The sequence below is a fragment of the Methylobacterium crusticola genome (assembly GCF_003574465.1).
In the GTDB taxonomy this organism is placed as follows: Bacteria; Pseudomonadota; Alphaproteobacteria; order Rhizobiales; family Beijerinckiaceae; genus Methylobacterium; species Methylobacterium crusticola.
The window spans coordinates 12,072-23,964 of sequence record NZ_QOWC01000025.1; the positions used below are offsets into that span (position 1 = coordinate 12,072).

Consider the following 11,893-nt stretch of genomic DNA (forward strand, 5'->3'; position numbering starts at 1 on the left):
CGAAAACCTCGTGCCTGCCTTCGAATACATGAACTGCAGACAGTGGACAGTTTAAAAACTGTCCTAGAGGTGTCAACGCGTCCGGTGAGGGAATATTGAGCAGGCGCCCGCACAACCCTTGGGCAGTTGCCCGCGCCCGCTCCGGACCGGCCCCGGGACGCTCAGGCGTCCCGCCACTTGGCGGCGGAGCGCCTGGCGAACATCTCGCGGAACTGCGCGGTGGAGCGGGGCAGGAGCGTGCCCTTGTCCCAGTCGAGCAGCACGGCGTAGCGGCGCACCGCGTCGAGGGCGTCGATGCGCCCGGCCCGGTACTCCGCCGCGACCGTCTCGGGGTCCTGCGCCAGCCAGGCCCGGCGCCGGCCCCGGATCTCGGCGCGCAGGGCCTCGGTCGCCGCGGCGTCGACCTCGTAGCGGCAGAGGTCGGCGTCGACCACCCGGAGCACCACGCCGTAATCCTTGGCGGCGCGCGCGACCGAGACGTAGTCGTCGGCCACGTCCTCGACCACGCGCGCGGGGTCGCGCTCGAGGGGATCGCCGAAGCCGCCGCCGCCGGCGGTGGGGCGGCTGAAGGTGTCGCCCGGGCCGATCGGCACGTCGGAGAAGACGGAGCCCAGCCACTCCTCGCGCCCCCCCGCCCGGGTCAGGGAGAGGCCGTGGGGCATGGACGGCAGGCCGCCCTCGATCCCCCAGACGATCGCCCGCTCGCGGTCGCAGATGTACGAGATGACGCTGCCCTCCGCCTCGAGCATCACCGAGGTCTTGCGCACCCCCGCGCCGCCGCGCCAGCGGCCGGGCCCGGCGGAATCGGTCAGGATCTCGTACTGCGTGGTCAGGATCGGGTTCGCCCGCTCCTGGCCCTCGACGGGCTGGGACATCAGCCCGGTGCCGAAGCAGGCGGTGGTGACGTTGCTGCCGTCGCGGCCGTTGCGGCCGCCCCAGCCCCCGGGCAGCCAGTCGTAGAACATGTAGATCGGCTTGTCCGGCCGGCGCCCGTCGCGTCCCCCGGTGAGCAGGTACTCGAGGTTGAACGCGCACGCGATGGCCCGCTCGGGCATGATGCCCGACCAGATCTCGTAGATGGCGTTCATGATCTTCTCGAACGGCATCAGGAAGCCGGTGACCGCCACCGGCCAGCGCGCGTCGACGATCGAGCCCTCCGGCGCCACGATCTCGAAGGCGCGGTAGAAGCCGCTGTTGAGCGGCAGGTCGGGGAAGAAGGTCTTCATCCCGGCCGCCACGGCCGAGAAGGTGGCCCCGAAGGCGGAGTTGTAGATCGACCCGATGGTCGGGTGGCTGCCGGTGAAGTCGTACGTGACCCTGTCGCCCCGGATGGTCATCCTGACCCGGATCGGGATCAGGCCCTCGCTCCCGGCGGGGTCGCGGTCGATGAAGTCCACGGTCTCCCACTCGCCGTCCGGGAGGGCCGCGACGCGCTGGCGCACGGCGCGCTCGACGTAGTCCTGCACGGCGGCGAGCCCGGTCTCGACCGTGTCGCGGCCGTACTTCGCCACGAGGCGCAGGATCTCGCGCTCGCACACCGCCGTCGCCTCGGCCTGGGCCTGGATGTCGCCGATGATCGAGGCCGGGTCGCGGGTGTTGGCGGCGATGAGGCGGGCGACGTCGGCGCAGAATCGGCCCCGGGCGAACAGGCGCACCGGCGTGATGCGCAGGCCCTCGCGGAACATGTCCCGGGCCGCGACGTCGAAGGAGCCCGGCACGCTGCCGCCGACGTCCGACCAGTGCCCGTTCGACTGGCTGAAGGCGATGACCCTGCCGTCGGCGAAGATCGGCCGGATCAGGCGCACGTCGCAGAAATGCGTGCCGCCGGCGTAGGGGTCGTTGACCGCGTAGACGTCGCCCGGGTGCATGTCGCCCTCGAACGCCCGCATCACGGCCTGGCAGGTGAAGTGCAGGGTGCCGACGTGGACCGCGATGTCCTGGTTGCCCTGCGCCGCCGAGTGGCCCTGCGCGTCGTGCAGCGCGCTCGAGAAGTCGCGGTTGTAGATCACGAAGGAGTAGCAGGTCCGCAGGATCTGCTCGCCCATCTGGTCGACGCTGGTGATGAAGGCGTTCTTCAGGACCTCGAAGGTGACGGGGTCGAGGGTCTCGGCCATCGGTCTCACTCCTTGTCCCCGGACCCGGGCCCGGTCGCGCCCGACGGCGCCTCGCCGGGCGCGACCCGGATCAGGATGTTGAGGTAGCGGTCCACCTCCGCGACGGTGCCGGGCGGGACGAGCACGGTCGAATCGACCTGCTCGACGACCGCCGGCCCCGCGAGGCGGAAGGCCGCCGGCAGGGCGGCGCGGTCGTAGACGGGGGTGTCCAGGGCCTGTCCCCCGAACCAGACCGGCCGGCGGCCCACCGGCTCGGGCGTCGCGCCGGTGGGCGCGTGGGCGGCGAGGGCCGCCTTGGGCACCACGCCCACGGCCTTGAGGTTCAGGCGGAAGAAGCCGACCGGGGCGTCGTCGCGGCGGAAATTGTACTCGCGCGCGTGCTGGCGGTGGAACGCCTCGGTCAGGTCCGCGATCGCCCCGATCGGGCGCGGGGCGGGCACCGCGAGGGAGCGCCACTGGCCCTGGTACATCATGTCGATGCTGCGCTGGAGCACGATGTCCCCCTCCGCCACGCCCTCGTGGGAGAGGCGCTCCAGGGCCTCCGCCTCCAGCTTGCCGAACTCGGCCTCGGTGGCGGCCGGGTCGGCCTCCTCGGCGCCGACGAGGAAGCTCTCGGAGAAGTCGTGCTGGATGTCGACGAGGAGGCAGCCGAGGGCCGAGGTGACGCCGGGGTTCGGCGGCACGATGACCACCGGGATCGCGAGCTCCCGGGCGATGTCGACCCCGTGCAGCGCCCCCGCCCCCCCGAAGGCCACGAGGGCGAAGTCGCGCGGGTCGTAGCCGCGGCTGATCGAGATCAGCCGCACCGCGTCCGCCATGTTGGCGTTGGCGACCCGCAGGATCGCGTCGGCGGCCTCCGGCAGGGCGAGGCCGAAGGGCTCGGCCACGCCCTCCCGCACCGCCTGCGCGGCGAGGCCCGCCTCGAGGGTGATCTTGCCGCCGGCGAGGCTCGTGCCGAGGCGCCCCAGCACCACGTTGGCGTCGGTGTTGGTGGGCTGGCGGTTGCCGCGGCCGTAGCAGGCCGGGCCCGGATGGGCGCCGGCCGATTGCGGGCCGTTGCGCAGGGAGCCCGCCTCGTCGGTCCAGGCGAGCGAGCCGCCGCCCGCCCCGATGGTCAGGACCTCGATCGAGGCGAAGCGGATGGGGTAGCCGAACTCGATGTGCCAGTCCTTGGTCACCCGGGACTGACCCTCGTAGGCGAGCGAGACGTCCGTCGAGGTGCCGCCCATGTCGAGGCCGATGGCGTTCGGGTAGCCGCACAGGCCGGCGATGTGGCGGCTGGCGATGGCGCCCGCGGCGATGCCCGAGCCCGCCAGGCGGGCCGCGAAGTCCTTGACGCTGGCGGGCGTCATCACGCCGCCGCCGGTGTGGAGCAGCAGCAGGTCGCGGGCGTAGCCGCCCTGCCGCAGGGCCTCGCCGAGGCGCGCCGTGTAGTCGACCACCACCGGGCTCAGGGCGGCGTTGACGACGGTGGTCGAGAAGCGCTCGTGCTCGAAGATCTCCGGCAGCACGCCGGACGAGATCGAGACCGGCACGCCGGGCAGTTCCTCCTCGAGGATCGCCCGCATGCGCCGCTCGTGGGCGCCGTTGACGTAGGCGTTCATGAAGCAGACCGCGACCGCCGCCACCCCGCGGCGGCGCAGGATGCGGGCGACCTCGCGGGCGCCGGCCTCGTCGAGGGGCGTCACGACCTTGCCCTGCGCGTCGATCCGCTCGGCCACGGTGAGCCGGTCGCGCCGCGGGACGTAGGGGCGCACCACGTCCTTGTAGGTGTCCCAGAGATCCTCCTTGTTGGCCCGGCGGATCTCGATCACGTCGCGGAACCCCGCCGTGCAGACCATGGCGGTGCGCGGCAGGCGCCGGGTGATGAGGGCGTTCGTCGCCACCGTGGTGCCGTGGGAGAACAGCGCCACGGCGGCGAGGTCGATCCCGGCCTTGCCGAGCCCCGCCAGGATGCCGTCGATCGGGTCCTGCGAGGAGGCGGTCTTCTCGATCCGGATCAGGCCGGTGGCCTCGTCCATGATGCAGATGTCGGTGAAGGTCCCGCCGACGTCGACGGCCACGCGCAGGGTCTGCAAGGCTGGAGCCTCCTCTCGGGGTCGCGGTGGGCCGCTGTCCTGCGGCGGTCAGGCGCTCCTGGCCGCCCTGGCCGCCCTGGCGTCCCGGGGCGTGCGGCCGAACTGGGCCCGGTACTGCCGGCTGAACTGCGCCTGGTCGCCGAAGCCCCAGCGATAGGCGATCTCCGAGATGGTGCGCCGGCAGGCGGGGTCGCGCAGGGCCTCGTCGCAGAGCAGCAGGCGCTGGCGGCGGATCCAGCCGCAGACGGTCGTGCCCTGCGTCTCGAAGAGCTGGTGCAGGTAGCGCACCGAGAGGCCGCAGGCCTGCGCGACGAGGTTCGGCGCCAGGTCGCTGCGGGCGAGGTTCGCCCGGATGTAGCGCTCGGCCCGCTGGAGGTGGGCGCCCTGCACCGAGGTGGCCTGGCTGCCGAGCGCCCGCGGGTCGGACTCGACCGCGAGGGCCAGGAGGTCGACGAGGTGGCGGCCGGCCATGTCGCGGGCCGCCTCGTCCATCTCGTCGACCCGGGGGGCGGAGAGGCGGAGCATGTCGACGAACAGGGCGCCGACGCCCCGGGTGGCGTCGAAGCTCAGGGTGGCGAGCCGCTCGGGCCGGCCGATCCGGGCCCGCAGCACCGCGCTCGGCACCTTGAGCACCCAGAGGGCGTTGGGGTCCGCGTAGGCGAACTCGTAGGGCAGGTGGCTGCGCTCGATCAGGAAGGCGCCGGGCCGGCAGCGCACGTCCTTGCCGTCCTGGCGGAACGAGACCTCGGCCCGCTCCGGCACGGTGATCAGGAAGCTCTCGTCGTGGTCCTGCAGCAGGTGGCGGGCATGGCGGCGGTAGACGAGGCCGTCCGAGACGTTGCGCGAGATGGCGACGCTGCCGAGCGACCAGACGTCGAGGTCGCCGGCAAAGCCCGGGCCCGAGCCGAAGCCGAGATCGAGGGGGAAGTAGGTCCGGCTCACCGCCTCGTCCCAGGCGCGCCTGCGCTGCGCCGGCTCGGCGTGCGCGGTCGAGAATCTGACTCGCATGGCCCCGCTCTCCTCGCTGCCCCGGGCCGCGTCGCCGCGGGCCCGGCCCTCCCTTTTGTCCCGGTCGTCCGCTCTCCCGCCACACCCGCCGCAGTAGACGGGATCGAGGCCCCGAACTCTTGGTCGCCAGCGCGCGAAGTCTTGGTCGCCAGCGCGCGAGGTGCTGCCCGCGAGCGCGCGAGGTGCTGCCCGCGAGCGCGCGAAGGATTGCCCGCGAGCGCGGTCCGGGCCCCGCCGCCCGGCGTCAGGCGAGCGCCGCCCGCACCCGCGCCAGCCGCTCGGCCGACTCGCGGCGGGCCGCCAGGGCCTGCGCCATGTCGACCCTGGCGAAGCGCATCGGCTGGTGGGGCTGGAGCTGCCCGATCAGGTCCATGTCCGCTGCAATCACCGTGCCGATCATGAAGTAGCCGCCCCCCGAGACCGCGTCGCGGTGGAGCACGATCGGCTCGGTGCCCCCCGGGACCTGCACGGAGCCGTAGGGGTAGCCGCTGTCGACGATGTTCGAGGGGTCGGAGCCGGCCCCGAAGGGCGGCTCGCGGGGCACGAAGTCGAGGGGGCGGCCGCCCCGGAAGCGGTAGCCGATCCGGTCGGCCTCCGGCGCCACCTTCCAGGTGTCGGCGAAGAAGCGCTCCCGCGCCTCGGCGGTGACCCGGTGGTCGTAGAGGCCGGGCAGCACGCGCAGCACGGGCTCGGCCCTGCGCCGGAGGGCGTCCGGCAGGGCCGCCCCGGCGGGCGGCGGGCGCCGGGGCGCCCCGACGCCGATCCGGTCGCCGGCCCTGAGGGCGCGGCCCTCGTGGCCGCCGAGGGCGCCGAGGGCGTAGGTCGACCGGGAGCCCAGCACCACCGGCACGTCGAGGCCGCCCGCGACCGCGATGTAGGCCCGCGCCCCGGCCTTGAGGTAGCCGAAGGACAGGACCTGCCCGGCCCGGACCGGGAAGGCGGCCCAGCCCGGCTGCTCCGCGCCGTCGAGCCTGGGCGGCAGGTCCGCGCCCGTCACCGCCACGGTGGCGTCGCCGGCAAAGCGGATCTCCGGCCCCAGGAACACCGCCTCGAGGGCCGCGTCGCCCTCGTGGTTGCCGACGAGGAGGTTCGCCGCGACGAGGGCCTCCCGGTCCATCGCCCCCGAGAGCGGGATGCCGAGGTGGTAGTAGCCGGGCCGGCCGAGGTCCTGCACCGTGGTGGCGAGGCCGGGCTTGGCGATCTCGAGCGGCGGCCGGGCGTCAGCCATGGAGCACCCCCAGCAGCGCGGCGTTGGTGCCGGCCGGATCGGCCTGGAACGCCGGGAGCGAGAAATCGACCTCGCGGATCAGCGGGCAGAAGCGCCCGGCCTCGACCTCCGCCACGGCGGCGTCGTAGGCCTCGCGCCCGATCGGCCTGAACTTCACGATGTCGCCGGGCCGGAAGAAGATCATGAACTCGCGCAGGTAGCTGATCGTCTGCGCGGGATCGTAGATCGGCATCGGGGTGATGCCGAACATCTGGTAGCCGCCGGCCCCCCGCACCGAGTAGATGGCCCCGAAGCAGCCGCCGTGGCCGATCGTGAGCTTCGGCGTGTCGGTGCGCGGGCGCAGGTACTTGGGCGCCTGGATCTGCCGCTCCGGCTCGACCATCTGGTAGAGGAAGGGCAGCCCGGCCACGAACCCCACCATGGAGACGAACCAGGGCGAGCCCGCATGCGCCGCCACGAGCGCCGGCACGTCCGGGTAGCCGTTGATCCGGGCGGTGTACGCGAGGTCGGTCGCCGTCGGGTCCTGGTGGCGCTCGCGGAAGCGCATCAGCGTCTCGTGCGTCCAGGGATCGCCGTAGTAGACCGGCATCTCGATGATCCGGGTCCGCAGCTCGCCGCCCCCCGCGCCCGCGCCCTCGAGGCGCCGCAGCTCGCCCAGGAGGTCGTCCGGGGCGATCAGGTCGGGATCGAACCGGATCTGGAACGAGGCGTTGGCCGGGCAGATCTCGGTGACGCCCCGGATGCGGCTGTCGCGCACCGCGTTGGTGATCGACAGGCTGCGGAAGAAGGCGTCGAGGGACATCGCCTCGTCGACCTCGACGAAGACGTGCTCGTCGCCACCGAATGTGTAGCGCATGGTCGCGAGGATCCTTCTCAGGGGGCGAGCGGGTTCGACTCGAGCCAGGCCTCGAGCCAGCGCGTGTGCACCGCGCCGGCCCGCACGGCCGGGTCCCGCAGGAGCGCGCGGTGGAGGGGGGCGGTCGTCGGCACGCCCTCGACCGCGAGCTCGCCGAGGGCCCGCTCCAGCCGGGCGAGGGCGGCCGCGCGGGTCTCGTCCCAGACGACGAGCTTGCCGAGGAGCGAATCGTAGAAGGGCGGCACCGCGCAGCCGGGGTAGAGCATCGCGTCGAAGCGCACGCCCGGTCCCCCCGGCACCGTCAGGCCCGTCACCGTGCCGGGCGCCGGCCTGAAGCCGCGGGCCGCATCCTCGGCGTTGATGCGCACCTCGATGGCGTGGCCGCGGGGCTGGACGTCGCCCTGGGCCAGGCGCAGGGGCTCGCCCCCGGCGATGCGGATCATCTCGCGCACGAGGTCGAGGCCGGTGATCATCTCGGTCACCGGGTGCTCGACCTGGATGCGGGTGTTCATCTCGATGAAGTAGAACGCGCCCGTGGCGGCGTCGTACAGGTACTCGAGGGTGCCGGCGCCGCGGTACCCGACCGCGCGGGCGAGCCGCACCGCCGAGGCGCACAGGGCCTCGCGGGCGGACGGGGCGAGGCCGGGGGCGGGGGCCTCCTCCCACACCTTCTGGCGGCGGCGCTGGAGCGAGCATTCCCGCTCCCAGAGGTGGATGGCGTCGCGCCCGTCGCCCAGCACCTGCACCTCGACGTGGCGGGCCTCGGCCACGAAGCGCTCGAGGTAGAGGCCGCCGTCGCCGAAGGCGGCCGCGGCCTCGGCGGCGGCCTGGGGGATCAGGGCGTCGAGCGCCTCCGCGCTCGCCGCCACCCGGATGCCGCGCCCGCCGCCGCCGGCCGCGGCCTTGATCATGACCGGGAACCCGACCGCCGCCGCGGCCGCGCGGGCCGCCGCCAGGCCCTCGACGCGGCCCTCGCTCCCGGGGAGCGTCGGCACGCCGGCCTGCGCGGCCATCCGGCGGGCCGTCGCCTTGTCGCCCATCTGCCGGATGGTGTCGGCCGAGGGCCCGATGAAGACGAGGCCCGCCTCCTCGACCATCCGGGCGAAGTCGGCGTTCTCGGACAGGAAGCCGTAGCCCGGATGCACCGCGTCGCAGCCGCTCTCGCGCGCGGCCCGCAGCATCGCCTCCTTGTCGAGGTAGGACTTGGTCGCGTGGGCGGGGCCGACGGGCGCCACCGCGTCGGCGAGGCGGGCGGCCAGCATGGCGCCGTCGGCGGCGCTGACCGCCTGCACGGTCGCGATGCCGAGCTCGCGGGCGGCGCGGACGATGCGCACCGCGATCTCGCCCCGGTTGGCGACGAAGATCCGGCGGAGCGCCATCCCGTCAGCCCTCCTCGAGGTCGTAGAGCGGCTGGCCCGCCATCACGGCGTCCTCGTTCCCGACGTGGAAGGCCTTGAGGATGCCGGCCTCCTCGGCGGTGACGGGGGTGAAGGTCTTCATCACCTCGATGAGCCCGACCGTGTCGCCGACCGCGACGGCGTCGTTCTCGGCCTTGAAGGGCGGCTCGCCGGGGGTGGGAGAGCGGTAGAAGGTGCCCGGGAGCGGGGCGTGGACGGTCTTGAGCGCCATTGGGGATCCCTCGCGGCTTCGTCGTTCCGGCGGGCGGGCCGGTCAGGCCGGCGCCTCGCCTCCGTCCTGCCGGAGCGCCCGTCGCAGGGTCCGGGCCAGGTCGCCCGCGCCGGGCGTGTCGGAGTGGATGCAGATGCTCTCCGAGCCGACCGGCACGTCCCGGCCGCCCACCGTGCGCACCACGCCCTCGCGCAGCGCCCGCAGGCAGCGGGCGGTGCCGGCCTCGGGATCCACCGGCGGGTGCTCCCGGGTGATGATCAGGCTGCCGTCGTCGGCGTAGTCGAGGTCGGCGTAGAACTCCGCCACCATGGCGTGGCCGCGCTCGGGGTAGACGGTCTCGTGCAGCGTCCCGCGCATGCCGAGGACCGGCACCCGGAAGATGTCGGCGGCGTCGCAGATGGCCTCGGCGGTGTCGCGCTGGCGCGCCGCCATGCCGTACAGGGAGCCGTGCGGCTTGATGTGGTTGAGCGTCATGCCCTCGGCGTCGAGGAAGCCCTTGAGGGCGCCGATCTGGTAGATCAGGCAGTTGGCGAGCTCCTCGCGGCCGATCTTCATCTCGCGCCGGCCGAAGCCCTGGAGGTCGGGCAGGGAGGGGTGCGCCCCGACCGCGACGCCGTGGCGCCGGGCGAGCCGCACCGTCGCCCGCATGTGGTTGAAGTCGGAGCCGTGGAAGCCGCAGGCGACGTTGGCGATGTCGATGTGGGGCATGATCGCCTCGTCGTCGCCGAGACGCCAGATGCCGAAGCCCTCGCCCATGTCGCAGTTGACCATCACCATCGGGACGCCTCCGGCCGGATCACCGCGGCGAGACTCGCAGGGGCGCCTCCCATTGTAAAATCGGGATTCCGCGTGCCGTCGTTCGAAAAATCCGATACCGTCGGTCCGGGGTTCCGGTCGGGCCGCGGGGGTTGCGGGCGTGTCGATCTCCCTCAAGCAGATCCGCTACTTCATCGCGGCGGCGGAGGCGGGCCGGATCTCGCAGGCCGCCGTGGAGCTGAACGTCTCGCAATCCGCCGTGACGGCGGCGGTGCAGCACCTCGAGGGGGTGCTCGGCGTGCGCCTGTTCGAGCGCCACCCGGGGGGCGTCGCCCTGACGCGGGAGGGCAGCCGCTTCCTGCTCCACGGCCGCAACATCACGGCGGCGGTGGCCGAGGCCCTGCGCGAGCCCCGGGCGGTGGGCGCCGCGGTCTCGGGCACGGTCAGGGTCGGGCTGACCTACACGGTGGCGGGCTACTTCCTCCCGCGCCACCACGCCCGCTTCGCCTCGAGCTTCCCGGACGTGACCCTCAGCCTCTTCGAGGCGCCCCGGGACGTGATCGAGCGGGCGCTCCTCGACGGGGCCCTCGACATCGCGGTGCTCCTCGTCTCGAACCTCGAGGCCCGGCGGGAGCTCGCCTCCGAGACCCTGATCCGCTCGCGCCGCAGGCTCTGGCTGCCCGCCGAGCACCCGCTGCTCCGGGAAGGCCGCGTCGGCCTGAGCGACGTCGCCCGCAACCCCTACATCATGCTCACGGTCGACGAGGCCGGCCACACCGCCGGGCGCTACTGGGCGCGCACGCCGTTCAGGCCGGAGGTGATCTTCAGGACCTCTTCGGTCGAATCCGTGCGCAGCATGGTGGCGGCCGGCATGGGCGTGACCATCCTGTCGGACCTCGTCTACCGGCCCTGGTCGCTCGAGGGGCAGCGCCTGGAGCGGCGCCTGCTCGAGGACGACGTGCCGACCATGGACGTGGGCCTCGCCTGGCGGGCCGGCGCCGCGCTGGCGCCGGCGGCCCGGGCCTTCCGGGAGTTCCTCGGCCTCGCCTGCGCGGGGCAGGGGTGAGCGCGGGCGCGCCCGGCGCCCGGCCCGCGCCTCAGATCAGGCGCTGCGCCGAGAGCTCGTTCTTCAGGTAGGCGTAGAAGATCGGCGCCGCCACGAGGCCGGGCACGCCGAAGACCGCCTCCATGACCAGCATGGCGAGGAGCAGCTCCCAGGCGCGGGCCTGGATCTGGCCGCCCATGACCCGGGCGTTCACGAAGTACTCGAGCTTGTGGATGACGACCAGGAAGGCGAGCGAGCCGGCCGCGAGGGCCGGCGAGACGCTCAGGCTCACCAGGACGATCACCGTGTTCGAGATCAGGTTCCCGATCACCGGCAGGAGCCCGGTGAGGAAGGTCACCGCCACCATGGTCTTCGTGAACGGCAGCGGGATGCCCAGCCAGGGCACGAGCCCGAGCAGGTAGACGGCGGTGAGCGCGGTGTTGAGGGCCGAGATCCGGACCTGCGCGAAGACGACGCTGCGGAAGGCCGCCCCGAGCAGCCGGACGCGGTCCGTCAGGGCCCGCACCAGCGGCCCGCGCTCGGCGGGCCCGCTCTCGCGGCTCACCGCGACCATGCCGCCGATCACGAGGCCGAACACGATGTGGATCAGGCCCCGCCAGAGGTCCTGGCCGAGGGAGCGCACCTGGCCGGCATGCTCGCGCAGCCACGCGACCGCCTCCGCCTTGAGCTCGGTCGATTCCTCGGGGAGGAAGCCGAGGGCCCAGGGGGGCAGGCGGGAGCGGGCGGTCTCGAGCACCTCGGCCATCTTGCGCAGGAGCACCGACAGGTTGTCCGATTCGCCCGACAGCACCGCGATGAGGCCGAGGATCGCCGCCGCGACCGCCGCGACGACGATGCCCGCCAGCACCGCCACGACGATGATCTTGGCCGTGTGGCGATGCACCCGGGCGCCGAGGCGGCTCGACGCCAGCGCGTGCACGATCTCGTAGACCAGCAGCCCCGCGAGCAGCGACCCGAGCAGATGGACCTGCAGCACCCCGACGAGCGCGAGGGCCGCCAGGGCGAGCGTCGCGGCCTCGAGGCGAGAGGGAGCGCCCGGCGCGAGGGTGGCGGGCGGTGGCGTCCGGGGGGAGTCGAGCATGAGGCCGGCTCAAGCGCTGCACTCTCGCCAGTGTACACGCGCCCGCCCCGCCTGAGCAGGCCTCCTGCCGGGGCCGC

General features: G+C 73.6%; 10 protein-coding genes. 1 reads left to right on the top strand and 9 read right to left on the bottom strand.

What is annotated here, in order from left to right; all coding sequences use genetic code 11:
• Nucleotides 1-161: 161 nt before the first annotated feature.
• The 8 genes from DT057_RS14030 to DT057_RS14065 all read right to left on the bottom strand — a co-directional run bounded on the left by DT057_RS14030 (nt 162) and on the right by DT057_RS14065 (nt 9,690).
• Nucleotides 162-2,114 (bottom strand): hydantoinase B/oxoprolinase family protein, encoded by a 1,953-nt coding sequence (locus DT057_RS14030; protein WP_128562723.1) that lies wholly within the window; start codon nt 2,112-2,114, stop codon nt 162-164.
• 5 nt (nt 2,115-2,119) lie between these two features.
• On the bottom strand, nt 2,120-4,192 hold the full coding sequence (locus DT057_RS14035) for a hydantoinase/oxoprolinase family protein (RefSeq protein ID WP_128562724.1): 2,073 nt from the start codon (nt 4,190-4,192) through the stop codon (nt 2,120-2,122).
• Nucleotides 4,193-4,240: 48 nt separating this feature from the next.
• Nucleotides 4,241-5,200, bottom strand: coding sequence for an AraC-like ligand-binding domain-containing protein (locus DT057_RS14040; RefSeq protein ID WP_128562725.1), 960 nt, complete (start codon nt 5,198-5,200; stop codon nt 4,241-4,243).
• A gap of 244 nt (nt 5,201-5,444) precedes the next feature.
• Nucleotides 5,445-6,428, bottom strand: a complete 984-nt coding sequence (locus tag DT057_RS14045; protein ID WP_128562726.1) for a 5-oxoprolinase subunit C family protein — start codon at nt 6,426-6,428, stop codon at nt 5,445-5,447.
• Nucleotides 6,421-7,284 (bottom strand): 5-oxoprolinase subunit B family protein, encoded by an 864-nt coding sequence (locus DT057_RS14050; protein WP_128562727.1) that lies wholly within the window; start codon nt 7,282-7,284, stop codon nt 6,421-6,423. The genes DT057_RS14045 and DT057_RS14050 overlap by 8 nt, the downstream gene beginning before the upstream one ends.
• 17 nt (nt 7,285-7,301) lie before the next feature.
• Nucleotides 7,302-8,663: an acetyl-CoA carboxylase biotin carboxylase subunit gene (locus DT057_RS14055; protein WP_128562728.1), complete on the bottom strand. Its 1,362-nt coding sequence runs from the start codon at nt 8,661-8,663 to the stop codon at nt 7,302-7,304.
• Between the two features lie 4 nt (nt 8,664-8,667).
• Nucleotides 8,668-8,913 (bottom strand): acetyl-CoA carboxylase, encoded by a 246-nt coding sequence (locus tag DT057_RS14060; protein WP_128562729.1) that lies wholly within the window; start codon nt 8,911-8,913, stop codon nt 8,668-8,670.
• A 42-nt stretch (nt 8,914-8,955) separates the two neighbouring features.
• A complete protein-coding gene (locus DT057_RS14065; protein WP_128562730.1) occupies nt 8,956-9,690 on the bottom strand; it encodes a LamB/YcsF family protein in 735 nt (244 codons plus the stop codon).
• A gap of 139 nt (nt 9,691-9,829) precedes the next feature.
• On the opposite strand from DT057_RS14065, the gene DT057_RS14070 reads away from it, so the two are divergent.
• On the top strand, nt 9,830-10,735 hold the full coding sequence (locus tag DT057_RS14070) for a LysR family transcriptional regulator (RefSeq protein ID WP_128562731.1): 906 nt from the start codon (nt 9,830-9,832) through the stop codon (nt 10,733-10,735).
• A gap of 31 nt (nt 10,736-10,766) precedes the next feature.
• On the opposite strand, the gene DT057_RS14075 is transcribed toward DT057_RS14070, so the two are convergent.
• The gene (locus DT057_RS14075) at nt 10,767-11,816 is read right to left on the bottom strand and encodes an AI-2E family transporter (protein WP_128562732.1); all 1,050 of its coding nucleotides are present in this window, start codon (nt 11,814-11,816) and stop codon (nt 10,767-10,769) included.
• Between the last annotated feature and the right edge of the window lie 77 nt (nt 11,817-11,893).

Excerpts from the sequence above, each read along its gene's own strand:
- DT057_RS14030 (WP_128562723.1), bottom strand. The coding sequence starts at position 2,114 with ATGGCCGAGACCCTCGACCCCGTCACCTTCGAGGTCCTGAAGAACGCC.
- DT057_RS14040 (WP_128562725.1), bottom strand. The coding sequence starts at position 5,200 with ATGCGAGTCAGATTCTCGACCGCGCACGCCGAGCCGGCGCAGCGCAGG.
- DT057_RS14045 (WP_128562726.1), bottom strand. The coding sequence starts at position 6,428 with ATGGCTGACGCCCGGCCGCCGCTCGAGATCGCCAAGCCCGGCCTCGCC.
- DT057_RS14050 (WP_128562727.1), bottom strand. The coding sequence starts at position 7,284 with ATGCGCTACACATTCGGTGGCGACGAGCACGTCTTCGTCGAGGTCGAC.
- DT057_RS14055 (WP_128562728.1), bottom strand. The coding sequence starts at position 8,663 with ATGGCGCTCCGCCGGATCTTCGTCGCCAACCGGGGCGAGATCGCGGTG.
- DT057_RS14060 (WP_128562729.1), bottom strand. The coding sequence starts at position 8,913 with ATGGCGCTCAAGACCGTCCACGCCCCGCTCCCGGGCACCTTCTACCGC.
- DT057_RS14065 (WP_128562730.1), bottom strand. The coding sequence starts at position 9,690 with ATGGTGATGGTCAACTGCGACATGGGCGAGGGCTTCGGCATCTGGCGT.
- DT057_RS14075 (WP_128562732.1), bottom strand. The coding sequence starts at position 11,816 with ATGCTCGACTCCCCCCGGACGCCACCGCCCGCCACCCTCGCGCCGGGC.